Annotated in this window: 15 protein-coding genes; 10 read left to right on the top strand and 5 right to left on the bottom strand. The window is 71.2% G+C overall.

The features are described from left to right. The first annotated feature begins 224 nt into the window (after positions 1-224). Genes ABD230_RS16080 through ABD230_RS16070 form a run of 3 tightly spaced genes read left to right on the top strand, consistent with a single transcriptional unit; the run spans position 225 to position 2,252 of the window. Positions 225-965 carry a Pr6Pr family membrane protein gene (locus ABD230_RS16080; RefSeq protein WP_344376802.1) on the top strand — a complete coding sequence of 247 codons (741 nt, stop codon included), beginning with the start codon at positions 225-227 and terminating at the stop codon, positions 963-965. Between the two features lie 53 nt (positions 966-1,018). Beyond that, entirely contained in the window at positions 1,019-1,549 is a 531-nt protein-coding gene (locus ABD230_RS16075) for a hypothetical protein (RefSeq protein ID WP_344376800.1), read from the top strand. Positions 1,550-1,571: 22 nt separating this feature from the next. Continuing rightward, positions 1,572-2,252, top strand: a complete 681-nt coding sequence (locus tag ABD230_RS16070; protein ID WP_344376798.1) for an SDR family oxidoreductase — start codon at positions 1,572-1,574, stop codon at positions 2,250-2,252. A gap of 19 nt (positions 2,253-2,271) precedes the next feature. On the opposite strand, the gene ABD230_RS16065 is transcribed toward ABD230_RS16070, so the two are convergent. Continuing rightward, positions 2,272-4,020, bottom strand: coding sequence for an L-aspartate oxidase (locus ABD230_RS16065; RefSeq protein WP_344376795.1), 1,749 nt, complete (start codon positions 4,018-4,020; stop codon positions 2,272-2,274). A gap of 77 nt (positions 4,021-4,097) precedes the next feature. On the opposite strand from ABD230_RS16065, the gene ABD230_RS16060 reads away from it, so the two are divergent. Continuing rightward, complete coding sequence (locus tag ABD230_RS16060) at positions 4,098-5,048, top strand: LysR family transcriptional regulator (RefSeq protein ID WP_344376793.1); 951 nt, start codon at positions 4,098-4,100, stop codon at positions 5,046-5,048. A 12-nt stretch (positions 5,049-5,060) separates the two neighbouring features. Here the strand turns inward: ABD230_RS16060 and ABD230_RS16055 are convergent, their stop codons facing one another. Next, on the bottom strand, positions 5,061-5,387 hold the full coding sequence (locus ABD230_RS16055) for a YciI family protein (RefSeq protein ID WP_344376792.1): 327 nt from the start codon (positions 5,385-5,387) through the stop codon (positions 5,061-5,063). A gap of 319 nt (positions 5,388-5,706) precedes the next feature. On the opposite strand from ABD230_RS16055, the gene ABD230_RS16050 reads away from it, so the two are divergent. Next, positions 5,707-7,911: a beta-glucosidase family protein gene (locus tag ABD230_RS16050; protein WP_344376789.1), complete on the top strand. Its 2,205-nt coding sequence runs from the start codon at positions 5,707-5,709 to the stop codon at positions 7,909-7,911. A 173-nt stretch (positions 7,912-8,084) separates the two neighbouring features. Here the strand turns inward: ABD230_RS16050 and ABD230_RS16045 are convergent, their stop codons facing one another. Both ABD230_RS16045 and ABD230_RS16040 read right to left on the bottom strand, forming a co-directional pair. Further along, positions 8,085-10,766: a family 78 glycoside hydrolase catalytic domain gene (locus ABD230_RS16045; protein ID WP_344376786.1), complete on the bottom strand. Its 2,682-nt coding sequence runs from the start codon at positions 10,764-10,766 to the stop codon at positions 8,085-8,087. 50 nt (positions 10,767-10,816) lie between these two features. Further along, entirely contained in the window at positions 10,817-11,842 is a 1,026-nt protein-coding gene (locus ABD230_RS16040) for a LacI family DNA-binding transcriptional regulator (RefSeq protein ID WP_344376782.1), read from the bottom strand. A 232-nt stretch (positions 11,843-12,074) separates the two neighbouring features. On the opposite strand from ABD230_RS16040, the gene ABD230_RS16035 reads away from it, so the two are divergent. The 5 genes from ABD230_RS16035 (at position 12,075) to ABD230_RS16015 (ending at position 18,260) form a co-directional block, all read left to right on the top strand. Continuing rightward, a complete protein-coding gene (locus ABD230_RS16035) occupies positions 12,075-13,397 on the top strand; it encodes an ABC transporter substrate-binding protein (RefSeq protein ID WP_344376776.1) in 1,323 nt (440 codons plus the stop codon). Between the two features lie 65 nt (positions 13,398-13,462). Further along, entirely contained in the window at positions 13,463-14,398 is a 936-nt protein-coding gene (locus tag ABD230_RS16030; protein WP_425546248.1) for a carbohydrate ABC transporter permease, read from the top strand. After that, a complete protein-coding gene (locus tag ABD230_RS16025; RefSeq protein WP_344376756.1) occupies positions 14,395-15,225 on the top strand; it encodes a carbohydrate ABC transporter permease in 831 nt (276 codons plus the stop codon). Before ABD230_RS16030 ends, ABD230_RS16025 begins: the two co-directional genes overlap by 4 nt. A 3-nt stretch (positions 15,226-15,228) precedes the next feature. Further along, positions 15,229-17,322 (top strand): alpha-L-rhamnosidase-related protein, encoded by a 2,094-nt coding sequence (locus ABD230_RS16020; RefSeq protein WP_344376737.1) that lies wholly within the window; start codon positions 15,229-15,231, stop codon positions 17,320-17,322. A 92-nt stretch (positions 17,323-17,414) separates the two neighbouring features. Further along, positions 17,415-18,260: an aldo/keto reductase gene (locus tag ABD230_RS16015; RefSeq protein WP_344376731.1), complete on the top strand. Its 846-nt coding sequence runs from the start codon at positions 17,415-17,417 to the stop codon at positions 18,258-18,260. Positions 18,261-18,284: 24 nt separating this feature from the next. Here the strand turns inward: ABD230_RS16015 and ABD230_RS16010 are convergent, their stop codons facing one another. Then, entirely contained in the window at positions 18,285-19,262 is a 978-nt protein-coding gene (locus tag ABD230_RS16010; RefSeq protein WP_344376682.1) for a zinc-binding dehydrogenase, read from the bottom strand. Positions 19,263-19,278 lie beyond the last annotated feature (16 nt).

The following is a 19,278-nucleotide window of genomic DNA, read 5'->3' as shown; positions in this document are numbered from 1 at the left end:
CGAGGTCGGCTCGGGCACGTGGACACTCTCTCAGATCGGCTCAGCCGGACGCGCTCCTGACCTGAGCGACCGCCATGACCGCTGCCTTTGGAGCTATTCGACAGCGATCAGCTCATTCCATCGAGATTTCCTCAATATCAGCGCCAGACTTCGGACGGACGGGCGCCGCGATCCAGTACAACGACCTCAGCCCGAAGTGATTCGCATCGAAACTGGGGGGTCTCATGCGTTGGTTCAGGTTCAGGGTCGCCGCCGCGATGATCGCGGCGTCCGGCGTCGTCGCCGGGCTGCTCGTCAACATCGATCGCGCGATGCGCGAGGGCCAGGATCGCAGCGACGTACTGGCGAACTACTTCAGCATGTTCACGATCGTGTCGTCGATCCTCAGCGTGTTCGTGCTGGTCACGGCCGCGCGATGGATGCGGCGGCATCCGGGAACGTCGCCCGAACCCGTCGGCATCGCGATGGCCATCGCCGCGGTCACCGGACCGGTGATCCTGCTCGGCATCGTGTTCAACGTGCTGCTCCGCGGCGATCCGCCCGCGATCGCCGCCACCGACCCGGGCTGGGTCGCGTTCCTGGACTCGTGGGCCACCGAGACGCTCCACGTCGCCCTGCCGGTCTACTTCGTGCTCGACTTGCTGTTCGCCGACCGGCGCCGCGCACTGCCGTGGTCGTCGCTGCTCGTGATCATCGGCTATCCGCTCGTCTGGACGACGTACACGATGATCCGCGGGGAACGCGTCGTCGCTCCCGACGGCAGCGCGCCCTGGTGGTACCCGTACGGGTTCCTCGACCCGCACACGGCCGGCTACGGGTCGGCGTTCGCCTACATCGGCGGCATCCTCGTCGCGTTCGTGCTGCTCGGGATCGCCATCATCGGCATCGGGCGCGTTCGCGCGCGCCACGCCGCTCCCGATGACACGTCGACGCCGCCACCGCCGATGAGCCGCCTGGCGATCTGATCGCGCGGCGTCGCGCACCACACCCACCCGCGTCGAGAGCAGGGAACCGAACCATGTCGAACGCAGATGCCCCGCCGGCCGCCACGCGAACGGATGCCGGCCCGGTCCGTCCTCGCGCCGTCACCGTCGCCTTCTGGCTCTGGTGGCCCCAGCTGGTCTTCCAGGCCCAGGTCGTCGCGAATCTCGCGCTCGGCACCGTGCTCGCGGCGTTCATCGGCGGGCCGGCGTGGGACATCCTGATCTACGCGGTGCCGATCGGCATTCCGCTCGCGGTGGTGACGGTCCTCGAGGCGAGGCAGCTCTTCCGCCTCCGCGGCGGCAGCCGTCGCGCCCGCGTGATCCTCGCGGTCCTCGCGGCGGTCGCCGTCGTATGCATGATCGGATACGACCTCTCCCTGGTCCAGGTGTATTCGCCGGGCTCGGGCACGATCGCCTCGCAGCAGGGCGGACTCGCATCGCTCGCCCCGGTGATCGCCCGGGACGCCGTCGTGGTCGCCGCCACGGTGACCGCGACCGTCCTCACCTTCACCCCGTCCGCGACGGCGTTCTTCGCCCGTGATCGCGGTGCGGATGGCCGGGACTGAGCCGAGCGGTATCGTCGCGGGCATGGATCTCCAGTTGCAGGGTCGTGTCGTGCTCGTGGTCGGCGGGGCGGGCTACATCGGCTCCGCGATCGTCTCCCGCCTGCGCGAGGAGGGCGCTGAGGTCATCGCGGCGTCGCGTCGCGACACCGCCGACCTGGTGATCGACGGCGGCGACGACGCCTCCGTCGCCGCCGGGTTCGCCCGGCTCATGGAGGACCACGGGCGGCTGGATGCGCTCGTCGTGACGGCGGCGCCGTCGGCGCGGACCCTCGACCAGTCGATGAACTCGGACCCCGCCCAGGTGCTGGAGGGGGTCGACCGGAAGGCGATGACCTTCCTGCGCCTCGCGAACGCGGCGCTCGGGCCGATGCGGGAGGCCGGGTTCGGCCGGATCGTCGGCATCAGCGGTCAGAACGCCCTGCTCACCGGCAACGTCACGGGATCGGTGCGCAATGCCGCGCTGACGATCGCGGCCAAGGGCCTCGCCGATGCGGCGGCCGGCACAGGGGTCACCGTGAACGTCGTGAGTCCGGGCCTGGTGACGGACACGCCGTCGAGCGAGGTCCAGCTCGCCCACGGCGGCGAGTCCAGTCCGGAGCAGATCGCCGACCTCGTCGCGTTCCTGGTTTCTCCGCGTGCCGCCGCCATCTCCGGCGAGGTGATCAACATCGGACACCGCGTGCTCGGCGTGACCCACCTCTGACTGCACGCCGCGGGCGCGACTACTCCACGAGCTTGCCCACCGTCGACACCTCGCGCTCCATGAGCGCCGCGATCTCGTCCGGGATCGGCGGGATCGACTCGCACGTCACGCCGGTCGACGGCGACCAGACGAGGTTGACCTGCAGGGCGGCATCCGCCTCGGGGAAGTCGGAGCGGTTGTGGCATCCGCGGGTCTCGCGTCGTTCGAGCGCGGCCTCGAGGGTGGCGCGCGCGGCCATCGCCGCCGACTTCAGGTCGAAGGCGTGCGCGAGGTCCTGGTAGCCGGCGAGGTCGGGGTGCACGCCGATGTCGGCCATGCGGGCCTCGATCGCGTCGAGTTCGGCGAGGCCGGCGAGCAGGCCGGCTTCGTCGCGGACGACGCCGGCGTGCTCGGTCATGGTGTCGCGGATGGCGCGCTGCAGCGCGCGGACGTTCTCCGCGCCATCCGCTGCCAGCAGGTCGTCGATCTCGGTGCGGGCGGCCTCGACCGCGGATGCCGAGCGCCGCTGCGCGTCGAGCCCGCGCGAGTAGGCCGCGGCGGCCTGCCCGACGATGCGGCCGAAGACGAGCAGCTCGATGAGCGAGTTGCCGCCGAGCCGGTTCGCGCCGTGAAGGCCCGAGGAGGCCTCGCCGATGGCGTACAGCCCCGGGACATCCGTGCCGTGGTCGTCGGGACGCACCCAGACGCCGCCCATCGAGTAGTGCGCGGTGGGCGCGATCTCGATCGGCTCCCTGGTGATGTCGCGCATCTGCAGCTCGAGCATGGTCTGGTAGACGCGGGGGAGGCGCCGCATGATCGTCTCGCGCGGCAGGTGCGAGACATCCAGCCAGACACCGCCGTTCGGCGTGCCGCGACCTTCCTTGATCTCGGTGTACGCGGCCAGGGCGACGCGGTCGCGCGTCGAGAGCTCCATCCGCTCGGGGTCGTACTTGGCCATGAAGCGCTCGCCGAGGGCGTTGGTGAGGATGCCGCCCTCGCCGCGCGCCGCCTCGCTGATGAGCGTGCCGGCCGCGTTCTCGGGCTCGAGGATGCCGGAGGGGTGGAACTGCACGAGCTCGGGGTCGCGCACGCGACCGCCGGCCTCGACGGCGAGGCGCCACGAGTCGCCCGTGTTCTCGTCGCGACGCGAGGAGGTGCGGCGCCAGATGCGGTTGTGGCCGCCGGCGGCGAGGATGACGGCGTCGGCGTGGATGAGGTAGCGCGTGCCGTCCTCGAGGTCGAAGCCGTAGGCGCCGAAGACCGCGCCGTCGTCGTTCACGAGGATGCGCGTGACGTAGACGGTGTCGAGGATCGGCACGCCGAGCTGCGCGGCGCGGTTGACGAGCGTGCGCTGGATCTCGAGGCCCGTGTAGTCGCCCGCGAACGCCGTGCGGCGGAAGGTGTGCGCCCCGAAGAAGCGCTGCGAGATGCGGCCGTCCTCCTCGCGGGCGAACGGCATGCCGTAGCGCTCGAGGTCCTGGATGCCGCGAGCGGCGCCCTTCGTGACGGTCTCGACCGTGCGCGGGTCGGCCAGGAGGTAGCTCTCCTTCAGGGTGTCGGCGGCGTGCTGCTGCCAGCTGTCGTCGGCGTCCATGGTGCCGAGTGCGGCGTTGATGCCGCCCGCCGCGAGCGAGGTGTGCGCGTCGGACTTCGCGCGCTTGCCGAGCGCGAGCACGTCGACGCCGGCCTCGGCGAGCTCGATCGCGGCGCGCAGTCCCGATCCGCCCGTGCCGATGACGAGGACGGTCGTGGAGAACTGGCGTTCCGGAGCTGGGGTGAATGCAGGCATGCGAACCACGCTAGGTCGGCCGGTTGCATCCGTCCAATGCATCTCCAGCGTCGTAACGATGCACGTAGGCTATTGATATGAACCTCGAGCAACTCCGGTCGTTCGTCGAGGTCGCGCGGTTCGGCAACTTCACCCGCGCCGCCGAGGAGCTCTACCTCGCGCAACCGTCGCTCAGCCGCCAGATCGCCGCGCTCGAGCAGGACCTCGGCGCCGAGCTCTTCCACCGGGCCCGCGGCGGCTCGACGCTCACGGTCGCCGGGGAGTCGCTGCTGCCGCTCGCCCGGCGCATGCTCGCCGACGCCGAGTCGGTGCGACGCGAGCTCGCCGAACTGGCGGGCCTCGAGCGCGGTCGCGTGCGACTCGGCGCGACGCCGACCCTCTGCATCAGCCTCGTCGCCGAGGTGCTGAGCACCTTCCACGCCGAGCACCCGGCCATCGAGCTCCACCTCTCGGAGCAGGGCTCGCGGGCACTCCTCGACCAGCTGGCCGGCGGCGAACTCGACCTCGCGCTCGTGACCACGACGGATGCCACGGCCCCCGGCCGGTTCACCGTGACGCCGCTGCTCGTCGAGGAGCTCGTCGTCGTATCATCCGCTGCCGCCCCGCCGGTCACGTCGCGCGCGACGATCTCGCTCGCCGAGGTCGCTCGCCTTCCGCAGGTCGTCTTCAGCTCGACCTACGACCTGCGGGCGGCGACGGATGCCGCGTTCCGCGCGGCCACGCTCGAACCCGAGGTCGTGCTCGAGGGCGCCGAGATGGACGCGGTGCTGCGGTTCGTCGAGCGCGGGCTCGGCGTCGCAATCGTGCCCGCCCTCGTGCTCATCGACCGCCCCGGGCTGCGCGCGGTGCGTCTCGCCGAGCGCGCGCTCGACCGCACGATCAGCCTGGCGCGGCCGGCGGACGTCGCACCGACCGCGGCCGTGGAGGTCATGCGACGCACGATCGCGGCGGAGGCGACGGCGTTCGCTGCGCGGGCGGGGGAGACGATGCGGGTGGCTCAGGCGGGCGACGCGGTCGGCGACGCATGACCGAACCGGGGATCACATGCCCGGGATCTCGAGCGCCTCGAGCACCTCGATCGTGCCGGTCTTCAGGTGCGGGTGGCCGTCCATGAGCGCGACGGCGGCATCGGCATCCGCTGCCTCGACGATCGAGTAGCCGGCGACGTCCGACGACGACGCAGACGCGCCCGACGGGGCCACGGTGCGGCCGTTGCCGACCGGCGAGCCGAAGTCGGTCAGTGCGCCGCCGACCTTGCCGGCCCAGGCCATCCACTCCTGCATCTCAGCCTGGCCCTCCTCGGGCGACTGCTGCATCTGCTCTTCCGCACTCACGTCGGCCCGGTACAGCACGAGGTACTTCGCCATCTCATCTTCCCCTTCGACAGGAGGGCGGCACCGGTGCCATGACGAGCCCGGGCGCGCGCCATCGAGGCCGACCGTACTCCGGTGACCGCGATGCCGCAGCACCGGCCGCTCGGCGTAACCCCCTTGACATCCGATCGCCGCGCTTGACACTGTAGAACGGTCAACAAAGTGTAGATCGATCTACGATCGATGCCTTCGAGGAAGAGGGAAATCCACCATGAAGTTGCCCATCACCCCACGACGCGTGCGTGGCAGTGAAACGAATCAATCCCACACGTCGGAGGCGCCGCCGAGGTCGGCTCGCCGGCGCCGCGGTGCGGTGGCGGCACTCGCGGCATCCGCGCTCGCCGTTCCCGTGCTCTTCACGGTCGCCGCTCCGGCGGCCGCCGACGAGGTCGACTGCGCGGCCGTGGCGTGGATGGACACGTCGCTCAGCGCCGAGCAGCGCGCGAACGCGCTGCTGGACGCGAGCAGCCAGCACCAGAAGTACCGCTGGCTCGCGGAGCAGCCGGCGAACGACCCGACCCGCACGACGTGGAACCCCGCGTTCAACGGCGAGGACCCGGTCGTGTACCCCGCACAGCTGCCCTGCACGCCGGTCGTGGTCTATGCCAACGGACCCGACGGCGTGTACCTCTCGGCCGGCACGACCGCATGGCCGGGCCCGATCGCCGTCGCGGCGACGTGGAACCTCGAGCTCGGCGAGGAGAAGGCGATCGCGCACGGCAGCGAGTCGTTCGACAAGCGGAGCGCCGTCATCCTCGGACCGGGCATCGCCTCGGGCCGGACCCCGCTCTCGGGCCGTGGCTCGGAGTACTTCGGCGAGGACCCCGTGCTGTCGGGCCTCATGGCCGCCGCCAACGTGCGCGGACTCGAGGACGGCAACCCCGACAAGCCGGTGATCGCCAACCTCAAGCACTACGTCGCGAACGAGCAGGAGGAGGCGCGGCAGTCGAGCTCGTCCAACATGGACGAGCGCACGTTCAAGCAGATCTACGACCTCCCGTACGAGATCGCCGTCCGCAACAGCGACCCGGGCAGCCTCATGTGCTCGTACAACCAGGTCAACGGCGTCTACGCGTGCGAGAACGACATGCTCACGACGAGCCTCCGTCAGGACTACCCCTTCGAGGGCTACGTCATGAGCGACTTCGGCTCGGTGCACTCGACCGCGCCGTCGCTGAACGCCGGGCTCGACCAGGAGCTGAACCGGCCGCGCTGGTTCAGCCCGGCTCGACTGGATGCCGCGCTCGCGGCGGGTGAGATCACCCAGGAGCGCATCGACGAGGCGGCCTTCCGAGTCGTGCACTCGTACATCGCGGGCGGGCTCTTCGACCACCCGGTGCCCGCGACTCCGGTCGCGAACGTGTCGACCCCCGAGCACAAGGCGCTCGCCAAGGAGATCGCCGAACAGGGCACGGTGCTCCTGAAGAACGACGGCGTGCTCCCCTTCGCGGAAGGCGACCTCACCGTCGCCGTGATCGGCCAGACCGCGTCCACCGAACCGACCGACGGCGTCAGCGCCGAGACCGGCTGCGCGTGGGACTTCCCGTTCGGACCCGGTGGGACCGTGCTGAACTGCGACGCGCTCGTCGACCCGCTCACCGCGCTCACCGAGCGCGTCGGCGAGGCCGGCGGATCCGTGGTCTTCGACGACGGCGCCGACCCGGCGCAGGCAGCGGATGTCGCGGCCGCCGCCGATGTCGCGATCGTCTTCGGCCACTACACGATGGGCGAGAGCCAGGACCTGCCCGACCTGCGACTCGACGGCAACGGCGACGAGCTGATCGAGGCCGTGGCCGCATCGGCGCCGAAGACGGTCGCGGTGCTCAACGCGGGCTCGGCCGTCGAGATGCCGTGGATCGACGACGTCGACGCCGTGTTCCACGCCTGGCACTCGGGTGAGCAGTTCGGCCCGGCGCTCGCCGAGCTCGTGTACGGCGACGTGAACCCGTCGGGCAAGCTCCCGATGACGTTCCCGGTCTCCGTCGAGGACACGCCGACGGCGCAGTCCGAGGCGCAGTACCCGGGCATCGCCGATGCCGATGGCACCCTCCAGGTCGACTACAGCGAGGGCCTGAAAGTCGGCTACCGCTGGTACGAGGCCGAGGAGATCGAGCCGCTGTTCGAGTTCGGTCACGGCCTCAGCTACACGGAGTTCGCGTACGACAAGGTCAGTGTCACGCCGAAGTCGACCTCGGGCGACAAGGAGATCCGCGTGCGGTTCCGCCTCACCAACACCGGTGACGTCGCGGGCACCGAGGTCGCGCAGGTCTACCTCGAGCTGCCGAGCTCGACCGGCGAGCCCTCGAAGCGCCTCATCGGGTGGGAGCGCGTGACGCTCGAGCCCGGCGAGCACCGCAACGTGCAGGTGACGCTGTCCGCCGACGACCTCGCCGACATGCACCTGCTCGAGTACTGGGACACCGCGGCCGGCGACTGGGCCACCGCGCCCGGCACCTACGAGGTGACCGTCGGCGGATCGGTCGACGCGGATGCCGCGGCCTCCTTCGCCGTGAAGTAGCCACGACGAACGCCGGGTGGGCGGGATCGAGTCTCCCGCCCACCCGGCTTCGGCGTGCACGGCCGGATCACCGACCAGGCGTCATCCAGCGCCTCGACGAACGAAGTGCCGGTGCGGCGGAAGCCGCACCGGCACTGCTCTGCGCGGGGTGAGGACCCGAGGCGACGGAGGCGTCAGCCGGCCGCCGCGCTCGTCTCGATCGACGGGACCTCCGCGACGCGGACGGCGGTCGCCGTGATGCGGTGGCGGCCGGGGCCGAGCCGGTCCGACACGAGGGCCTCGCCGTCGACGGTGACCTCCGACGCATCCGTGAGCGGCAGGTCGAGCACCGCCTCGGCGCCGTACGGGACCTCGAGGTCGATCGCGAGGTCGCCGTCGCTCAGCGTCCAGTCGATCGCGACGGGCCCGAGCCGCGACTCGATCGAGGCGCGAGCCCACGGGATTGACGCGGTCGGGCGCGGCGACACGACGATGCGACGATACCCCGGTCGCTCGGGCGTCGGGGCGATGCCCGCGACGTACCGGTAGATCCAGTCGACGACGGCGCCGTACGCGTAGTGGTTGAACGAGATCATCCCCGAGCTGTCGCCGGTGGCCATCTCGCCGGAGTGGATGCTGCCGTCGGGCCCGATCGCGTCCCAGCGCTCCCAGACCGTGGTCGCGCCCATCTCCACCTGGTAGAGCCACGACGGCGGGGCCTGGCGGAGGAGCATGAGGTACGCCTCATCGACGTGACCCGTGTGCACGAGCGCGAACAGCACGAGCGGGGTGCCGAGGAAGCCGGTCGCGATGCGGCCGTGCTCGGCGCGCACGTTCCGGGCGAGGGACTCGCCGATGCGCTCGCGGTCTGCGGCGGGCGCGAGGTCGAACTCGAGCGCGATCGCCGCGCCGGTCTGCGTCTCGACGGCGGCCTCGCCCCACTCCGCCCAGGTCGCCGCCGCGACCCGATCGGCGAGGCGCTCGGCGAGGTCGGCGCGCGCGGGGTCGCCGACGACGCGCTCGGCGTCCGCCAGCAGGCGGGCGCTCCGGGAGAAGAACGCGTTCGCGACGAAGTCCGATGAGACCTTGGCCTTCCACGGCTGGTCGCCCGGCGCATCCGGGTCGAGCCAGTCGCCGAACTGGAACTCGGTCGGCAGCAGCCCTCGCTCGCCGGCTCGTCGCTCGAGGCTGTCGACGAACCGACGCATGGAGTCGAGCTGGCGGACGAGGATCTCCTCGCTCCCGTACGACTCGTAGACGGCCCACGGCACGATGGTCGCGGCATCCGCCCAGCCGGCCCGGCCCATCACGCTGTGCGCACCGCCGTCGGCCGGGAACTGGTCGCGGGTGAGGATGTTCGGTACGACCGCGGCGACGGCGCCGTCGGTGTCCTGGTCGAGTTCCACGTCGCGCATCCAGCTCTGCCAGAACGACTCGACGTCGAACAGGGTGGAAGCGGTGGGCGCGAACGCCTGCGCGTCGCCGGTCCAGCCGAGACGCTCGTCGCGCTGGGGGCAGTCCGTCGGCAGGGAGACGAAGTTGTCGCGCTGCGACCACGCGACGTTCGAGTGGAGGAGCCCGAGGCGCGGGTCGGCGCACTCGAAGGTCGAGCGCGGTCGGTCGGCGCTCGAGATCGCGACGGCGGTCGCGGCGACGACCTCCGCACCCGCGACGTCGGCGTACTGGAAGCCGTGGAAGGTGAACAGCGGCTCGAGGACGCTCTCGCCGTCGTGCGCGAGCACGTAGGTGTCCGATGCGCGGGCGGTGCGGAGCGCGGCGGTGTGCAGCGTGCCGTCGACCTCGAGCACTTCGGCGTGGCGCACGACGACGTGGTCGCCCGCGTCGCCCCGGACCGTCAGCCGGAGCCATCCTGCGATGTTCTGGCCGAGGTCGAGGAAGACGTGCCCACCGCGCGGCTGCACCTCGACCGCCCATTCGCCCACGGTCCGGACGCCGGTCGTGATCCGGGGCTCGACGACGGAGGTGTCGACGTCGACCTCCTGCGCCGGCGCCCACCCTGCATCGTCGAAGCCGGGCCGGTCCCACCCGGTCGGGTCGGCGGCGAGGTCGATGTCGACACCGTCGTAGAGGCTCGCCATGCGGACGGCCCCCACGGATCGCCGCCAGTCCGGACCGCTGGCGACGCGCACGTGGGTGCCGTCGGCGCAGTCGACGTCGAGCTGCACGAGCGCCGCCGTCTCCGGCCCGTAGTGCTCGACCTCGTCCTCCCAGCCCAGCCGGCCGCGGTACCAGCCGTCGCCGAGGAGCGTTCCGAGCGCGTTCTCGCCCGCGGTGAGCGAGGAGGTGACGTCCCAGGTGCCGAGGACGATGCGCTCGTCGTACGCGGTCCAGCCGGGAGCCAGGTGCTCGCCGAGCACGCTCGCGCCGTTGATCCGGACTTCGCCGACGCCCCAGAACGTGGCGCGGAGTCGGGCGCGGACGGGCTCCGCCGGAAGGTGGAACGCGGTACGCAGGAGCGTGACGGGGTCGTCCACGCGACCCGGCCCGCCGATGGGCAGACCGGTGAGTTCGGCCGGGTCCACCGCCGCCTCGACCGCCTTCTCGTCACTCCAGTCCGACCAGCCGTCGCGGGTGGCGATCCGCACGGCGTAGCGCCGCTCGGCGCCCGGAGCCACGTCGCCGCCGGGCGCGGGGATGCCGATCGAGTCGTCGGATTCGACGGCCTCGGACGTGCCGTCGGCGTCGCCCGCCCAGCGGACCTGGAAGCCGAGTTGCGGTGCGCCGCCCTGTGCGCGCCAGGACAGCCGGATGCCACGCCCGGGGACGCCGAGGAGGCCGTCCGGGTACTGGGTGCGAACCGAGTGCACGCGCGCGTTCGCGTCGGTGAGGTCGAACGGTGGCAGCGTCGGAGACATCGACGTCCTTCCGGGGGAGCGGCCGGCTGGGCCGGAGATGGATCGTTGAGCTATCCGGCGGGGACGGCGCGGGTCGAGCCGCGCGCCTTCAGGGCCGGAGTGACCGAGAAGTGCGTCGGTTCCGTCCGTGCGTCGCGGATGCGCTCGAGCAGCAGGCGGATGGCGCGGTCGCCCATCTCGACACCCGACTGGTCGATGGTCGTGAGCGAGATCGCGGGGTGGCTGGCGATGTCGACGTCGTCGTAGCCGACCACCGAGACGTCCGCCGGCGACAGGCCGGCCTCGCCGACCGCGCGGAGCGCACCGAGCGCCAGCTCGTCGTTGCCAGCGAAGATCGCGGTGGGCCGGTCGTCGCCGAGCAGGGAGAGCACGTCGAGCCGCGCGGCATCCTCGGTCATGCCGGTCCGGACGACGCGGATCTCGTCCTCGAGACCGGCCGAACGCATGCCGGCGAGGTACCCGTCGAGCCGGATGGCGTGCGGCGTGCCCGAGCCGGGCTCGGTCACGTCCTCGCTCCGGGTGAGGTGCGCGATCCGGCGGTGGCCGAGCTCGAACAGGTGGGTCATCGCCAGACGCGTGCCCTCGGCGTCGTCGCCGGTCACCGTGTCGTAGTGCTCGGAGCGATCGTGCCGACCGATCATCACGACCGGCATGCGCGCGCCGAGCCGCTCGAGCCATTCGGTCGAGACGAGCGGTGAGATGGCGATGATGCCGTCGACCTGCCGGTCGGCGAGCGCACCGAGCGCGCGGATGCCCTCGTCGCCGTTCTCGTCGGCGGGCGCGATGATGAGCTGGTAGCCCGTGCCCTGCAATGCGGTCGTGGCGCCGGCGACGATCTTCGTGAAGAACGGGTTGCCGATGTGCGGCAGCTCGATCCCGAGGGTGAAGCTCGAGCCGCGCATCGCGCGGGCGGCGACGCGTGGCCGGTAGTCGAGCGCCTCGATGGCGGCGTTCACGCGCTCGCGCATCGCCGGACTCACACCGTAGGCGTTGCGGATGACCTTCGAGACCGCAGCGCGGGAGACCCCCGCCTGCCGCGCGACATCCTCGATGGTCGCCGCCCTCGCGTCGGTCATCCCGCCCTCCTCTCGCGTCGTCGTCAGGAGCGAACTCGTTGTCACTGTACACGTTCCCGCCGAAAACGGTAGATCGATCTACGCCTAGGGCGGTCTGATGTAGACCGATTTACGTCACGAGTGTGTAGATCGGTTGACAAACGCTCGGCACGCTCCTAACGTGGCAGGCGCCACAGCACCGAGAACTTCGGCGCACCCGACAGCGCAGTTGCTTTACATGGAGGTAAAGAAGATGGTCCCCCGTACGACGCGACGCTCGATCGTCGCCCTGGGCGCAGGCGGTCTCGCCCTGTCGCTCGCATTGGCCGGCTGCAGCGCCGGCGACTCCGAGTCCGACGGCGGAGCGGTCGAGCTCTCGTTCCTCGTCGACAACGGCGAGTCGACGGTCGCCACGGCCGAGGCCCTCGCGGATGCCTTCCACGAGGAGAACCCCGACATCACGATCACCGTCGAGACCCGCCCCCAGGGTGCCGACGGCGACAACGTCGTGAAGACCCGCCTCGCCACAGGCGAGATGGCCGACCTGTTCCAGTACAACTCGGGCTCGCTCCTCCAGGCGCTGAATCCCGACCAGACGCTCGTGAACATCGCCGACGAGGCGTACGTCGACAAGCTCGACGAGAACTTCATCAAGAGCGTCGCGACCGACGACGGCGTCTACGGCGTGCCGATGGGCCAGTCGATGGCCGGCGCGATGCTCTACAACAAGGACATCTACGCCGACCTGGGGCTCGAGATCCCCGAGAGCTGGGACGAGTTCATCGCCAACAGCGAGGCGATCAAGGAGGCCGGCGTGGCCGCCCCGATCGTGCAGACCTACGGCGACACCTGGACCTCGCAGCTCTTCGTGCTCGGCGACTTCAACAACGTCCTCGCGGAGGACCCGGACTGGGCCGAGAAGTACACGAACAACCAGGCGAAGTACGTCGACCAGCCGGCCTTCGCGGGCTTCGAGCACCTGCAGGCGGCCTACGACGCCGGGCTCTTCAACGAGGACTTCGCCTCCGCGACCTACGCCGACGGCGTCTCGATGGTCGCCACCGGCGAGGGCGCCCACTACCCGATGCTGACGTTCGCGGCCTCCCAGCTCGCGACCACGAACCCCGAGGCCGCCGACACCGTCGGCTCCTTCCCGATCCCCGGCGACGACGCCTCGACGTTCGGCCTGACCGTCTGGATGCCGACCTACACGGTCTTCGTCCCGCAGTCGACCGAGGGTGCGAAGCTCGACGCCGCCAAGCAGTTCCTCGAGTTCCTCACGACGCCCGAGGCCTGCGACATCGAGTCCGAGGCCAACGCCCCGCAGGGTCCGTTCGTCGTCGAGGGCTGCAGCCTGCCGGACGACGTGCCGGCGATGGTCTCCGACCTCCAGCCGTACTTCGACGACGGCAAGACCAACCTCGCGCTCGAGTTCCTCTCGCCCATCAAGGGACCGGCCCTCGAGCAGATCACCGTCGCCGTGGGCTCCGGCATCACCTCGGCGGCTGACGGCGCATCGCAGTACGACGAGGATGTGAAGAAGCAGGCCCAGCAGCTCGGCATCGAGGGCTGGTAAGCCGTACCACCGCACTGCGGGGCCGGGCCGCCCGCCCGGCCCCGCAGCCATACCCGGGAGACACCATGACCACCGTGACGGCCGCAGGCCGCACCGCGACGGGATCGGACGCGACGTCGCCTCCGACGACCCGCAAGCGGAAGCCCATGAAGAGCCCCTACCCCAGCTGGTTCTTCATCCCCGCCGGCGTCTTCTACGTCGTGCTGTTCCTCATCCCGACGATCGCGTCGTTCTACTTCTCGCTGACGCGGTGGACGCTCTTCGATGTCGAATTCATCGGGTTCGACAACTTCGTCCGGTTCTTCCAGGAGCCGCAGCTCGTCACGGGCTTCGTCAACACCTTCATCTACGCGTTCCTGACCTCCGGCGCGAAGGTCGTCCTCGGCCTCCTGTTCGGCGTCCTGCTCAGCTCGCAGATCATCGGGCGCGGGTTCCTCCGCGCCACCATCTTCTTTCCCGTGCTCGTCAGCACGATCGGCGTCGGCATCCTCTTCAAGGTGCTGATGGACCCGTTCGACGGTCCGATCAACCAGACGCTCGCCGTGGTCGGCATCCAGGGTCCGGCGTGGTTGACCGATCCGTCGATCGCCCTGCTCTCCGTGGCGCTGGTCGACATCTGGAAGGGGGTCGGACTCGCGACGCTCATCTACATCGCCGGCATGGTCGCGATCCCGCAGGAGTACTTCGAAGCCGCGAAGGTCGACGGTGCAGGCGCCTGGAACAACTTCCGTCACATCACGCTGCCGCTGCTCCGGCCCGCGACGGTCACTGTCGTGCTGCTCTCGCTCATCGGCGGACTGCGCTCGTTCGACCTCATCTGGGCGATGACCGGCGGCGGCCCCGGCTTCACGAGCGACGTGCTCGCGTCGGTGATCTACAAGCAGTACCAAGCCGGGTTCTTCGGCCTCTCCACCGCGGGCAACGTCGTGCTCTTCGTCGTCGTCGCCGCGATCATCTTCCCGCTCTCGTGGTGGCTCAACCGCAAGGAGGCCGACCAATGAGAAGCGTCGCCTGGAAATGGGGCGGCGGCTCGGTCGCCATCCTCGTCGCGATCGTCGTCTTCATCGTGCCGTTCCTCTTCATCGTCTTCACGGCCGGCAAGACGCAGGCCGAGGCGTCGTTCCTCCAGTTCAGCTGGCCGACCGAGTGGGTGTTCTTCGAGAACCTCGCCACCGTGCTGCAGAACCGGGACTGGCTGCTCGTCCGCGCCTTCGTCAACAGCACGCTCCTCACCGTCGGCGCCGTCGCGATCATGGTCGTCCTCGGCGCCATGGTCGGCTACGTGCTGCAGCGGCGGAAGTCGCGGTGGAACCCGCTGGTGAACTCGCTCGTGCTCGCCGGCCTCATCATCCCGCCGGCCGTCGTGCCGACGATCTGGGTGCTGCAGGGCCTCGGCCTGTTCAAGACGCTCGTCGGACTCATCGCGGTCCACGTCGCGTTCGGGCTCTCGTTCTGCATCCTGCTGTTCCGGGCCTTCGTCGCGACCATCCCACGCGAACTCGACGAAGCGGCGATCATCGACGGCGCCGGACCGGTGAAGCTGTTCTTCCGGGTGGTGTTCCCGCTGCTGCGGTCGGTCATCGTGACCGTCATCGTCGTGCAGGCCGTCTTCGTGTTCAACGACTTCACGTACGCGCTGTACTTCCTGCCGGGCGATGACAACGCGACGGTCCAGCTGACGACGTTCAACTACATCTCGCAGTCGGTGAGCTCGTTCAACCTGCTCTTCGCCGACGTCCTGCTCATCACGATCCCGCCCCTGATCATGTACATCTTCTTCCAGCGCCAGATCGTCGCCGGCATGACCTCCGGCGCCGTGAAGGGCTGAGGGATGCCGCAGCAGCCGCCGCGGTCGGCGGCCGAGGTGCGGCGCTGGGTCCGCGCTCGTTCGCCGCAGCCGTTCGACGACGCCGACGTGGTCCCCCGCGAATCGCATCGGCGCTGGGCGTACGGCCCGGACCAGTACGAGCTCGCCCTCCTCGGCCGCCTCGTGGACGAGGGCTTCGCCGCCAACCGCCACGTGCACTACCCGCGCAACCACGGAAGGCCGCTGCCGAGGGCGCGCTTCCGCGCGATCGCGACCGGCCGAGGCCGGGTGACGGTGCGGATCGTCGGCCGATTCGAGGTGTCGATGCGCACGGATGCCGGGCGGTCGGCCGACGTCGCGGACGGCGCCGACTCGGACGCGGTGATCGATCTCCCCGGCCCGGGAGCCGTCGTCGAGTTCGACGTGACCGCGCGGCCGGGCGAGGTCCCGGCGGTCGGCGTGCCGGTGGACGCGCTGCTCGGCCGGTGGGCCGCCGGCCTCCGGGGTGGGCCATGGCGGTCGATCGACCTCCGCGCCGGAGGTGACCGGCCGCCCCACCTCGATCCGCCCGGTCGCGTCGAGGTCGTCGCCTCCCGGATGCCAGGGGGTTTCTACGACCTCGGCGCCCCGATCCTCGGGACGCCGCGGTTCCCGCCCGGCGCCGAGCCCGAGGTCGGCAGCGGCGAGAGCCCCGCCGAGGCCCGTGCCGATGAGGCGGATCGCGAGACCCGCCACGACGTCATCCGCACCGCGGAGGGCTGGGCCACGCGGCATCCGCTCGGCTTCAGGTACCTGACGGTCGCGACGGGCGAGGCCCCCGAGCTGGTCCGGGTCGACGCCGACATCGCCCCGCTCGCCCGGCCCGGCGCCTTCGCATGCTCCGACGACCGCCTCACCCGCATCTGGGCGTCGGCGCAGTACACGCTCCGCGCCTGCGACCAGGGCCTCATGGTCGACGGGATCAAGCGGGACCGGATGCCGTGGGCCGGCGACCAGGCGCTCAGCACGCTCGCGAACGCGTTCGCATTGGGAGACGGGGGCGTGGTGGCCGACGGGCTGGTCGCCCTCGGGCGACCCGATCACGGCTACGTCAACGGCATCGCGGACTACTCGCTCTGGTGGGTCGTCAACGCCGACCTCTACGTGCGGTACTTCGGCGACCTCGCGTTCGCCGCGCGCGAGGCGGATCACGTCGATGCCTTCGTCGCCGACCTCGCGCGCTTCGCCGACGATCGCGGGATCTTCCGCCCGAAGGCTCAGCGCGGCGGCTTCGTCGACTCCGGACCGGGCTCGGTCTTCCTCGACTGGGGGCTCGCGATCGAGGACGGCCGCGACCCGGTCGCGCTGCAGATGCTCTGGAGCTGGGCACTGCGCAGCGCGGCACGGCTGCTCGGGCGGGTCGATCACCGGGGCGGCGCTCGCTGGGCGGCGCTCGCCGACCGGGTCGAGGCGACCGTCCGGTCCGACGGATGGCTCCAGGCCACCGATCGCTGGGCGGACTACCTCGGAGCGGATGCCGCGAGCGCGTCACCGGCGCCGTACGCCAACTTCCTCGCGGTACTCGCGGGCCTCCACCCGGACGGCGTGCCCGACGGGGTCTCGTCCTCCATCCGGACCGGGACCGCAGGGACACCGTTCATGACCGCGTTCCGGCTGCGCGCGAGACTCGCCGCCGGGGAGCACGAGGCCGTCCTGGATGAGATCTCACGGCGCTGGGGAGCGATGCTCGACATCGGGCCGGGCACGTTCTGGGAGGAGATGCCGACCGGCGGCGACGACCTGGCGATGTACGGGCGGCCCTTCGGTCGCAGCCTCTGCCACGCCTGGGCGGCCGGCCCCGCCGCACTCCTCCCGGAGGCGGTGCTCGGCCTCCGGCCGCTCGACGACGGGTGGGCCCGCTTCGAGGTCGAGCCGCGCCTCGGCGGGCTTTCGTGGGCGTCCGCGGTCGTCCCGGGGCCCGCAGGAGACGTCGTGGTGCACACGGACGCCGAACGGGTGCGGGTCGAGGTGCCCGCCGGCGCCGCGCTCGTTCGAGGCGGGCGCACCGAGGTCGGACCCGCGGTGGCGGAGTGGGCGATTCCCGGGTCGGTCGCCTCGGTGGCGGCCGGATCGCTGTAGCGCCGGGGGAGCCTCCGGCCGCTCGGCCGCCCGACGGCCGCCGGATCGCGGTAGGTTACGGGCGTGGCGTCCGCATCGCAGCGAGGCACCGGATGACGGGGTTCGCGTTGCCGACTCCGGGCATCGTGCTCGGCATCGCCTCCCTCGTGCTGAAGGAGGGCGCCACGATCGACGGGGCGCTCGCGGTCGTCCGCGCGGCCGTCGACGCCGGCGCGGCCGCCATCGACACGGCCCGGGCCTACGCCACCGTCGACGACGATGCGGCGGGGGAGCGGATCGCGCAGGCGGCCCGAATGCAGTCGCCGGGCATCCCGATCATCACCAAGGCCGGGCACTTCCGGCTCGGCCGGGCCGCCTGGGATTCCGACACGAGTGCGGAGCGCGTGCGGGCCGACGCGCTGCGCAGCCGCGAGGTGCTCGGCAGCCCGCCGTCGCTGCTGCTCCTGCACCGGACCGATCGGGTGGACGATCTCGACGCATCCGTCCGCGAGCTCGCGGCGCTCCGCGAGGAAGGCATCGTGCGGGCGATCGGCCTGTCGAACGCGACGGGCGAGCAGCTCGACCGTGCCCGCTCGATCACGCCGCTCGACGCCGTCGAGAACCGGTTCGCGCTCGGCATCGACGAGGCGACCGAGTACCGCTACTGCCGTGACGCCGGCATCCCGTTCCTCGCGTACGCGCCGTTCGGCGGGCCGAAGGCGGACCCGCTCGCGACGCATGTGCCCCACGTCGCCGCGATCGCACTCGATCGGGGCGTCTCGGTGCATCGCGCCGCGCTCGCGGCGATGCTCGACGCGATGCCCGGCGCGTGGCCGGTGGTCGGCTCGACGCGCATCGACTCGGTCATCGACTCGCTCGCGGCGGTCGACCTGACGGTCGACGACGAACTGCGTGCGGCGTTCGCCGGCGACCTCCGGGCGCGCGGCGTCGCCGTCTAGCGCGGACGGAGGTCAGGCCCTAGGCTACGGACGCAGCAGCACCTTGCCGACCCGGCCGGCCGTCGTGCTCGCGTCGACGGCATCCGCGATGTCGTCGAGCGCGTACGTACCGGCGACCGGCAGGGTGAGCTCACCCGCGAGGACGTGTCCCATGAGCCGGCCGAACAGCATCGACCTGGTGTCGGCGTCCATGTCGCGGCTCACGCGGCTGCCCCAGAACCCCCGGACAGTGAGCTGCCTGAAGATCACGTCGCCGGACGGGATGCGCATGTCGGGCGACTGCATCGCGCCGAACACCACGAGGGTGCCCTCTTCGGCGAGCAGCGACACCACGTCGGCCGACGCGTCGCCGCCGACGGAGTCGACGCCGGCGACGATCGGCGCGTCGCCGGTGAGCGCGGCGACCTCGTCGCGCCATCCGTCCGCGTCGGTGGACACTACGTTCGAGATGCCCTGCTCGCGGAGTTCGGCGACGCCCTCGGCGCGCCGGACGAGCCCGATGACGTTGATCCCGCGCGCCGCACCGATCTGCGCGACCATGCGGCCCACCGCGCCGTTGGCGGCGTTCTGCACCATCCAGTCGCCGGGCTTCAGGTCGAGCGAGTGCAGCAGGCTGACCGCACTGAACGGCATCGAGACGAGCTGCGCGGCCGCCTCGTCGGGCAGTCCGTCCGGAACCGGGATGAGCCCCGCCGCGCCGGCGACGAAGTACTCGGCCCAGACGCCGAAGGTGCCGCCGGTGACCACGCGCTGGCCGACCTGGAGCCCGGTCACGCCGTCGCCCAGGGCGTCCACGACGCCCACGGCCTCGGTGCCCGCGGCGGCGGGAAGCTCGGGCTGGTAGCCGTACGTCCCGCGCACGGTCCACAGGTCGTGGTTGTGGATCGTCGCGAGCAGGGTGCGGACGCGGACCTGTCCCGGCCCGGGCTCGGGCAGCGGACGCTCCTCGACCGCGAGCACGGTCTCCGGGGCGCCGAAGGTGGAGTGGATGAGGGCGCGCATGATGCGGCTCCTTTCG

Origin of the sequence: Agromyces tropicus (assembly GCF_039531345.1) — a bacterium.
Lineage (GTDB): Bacteria > Actinomycetota > Actinomycetes > Actinomycetales > Microbacteriaceae > Agromyces > Agromyces tropicus.
Note: the sequence above shows the minus strand (reverse complement) of the source record. Positions and strands in the feature narration are given on the sequence as shown.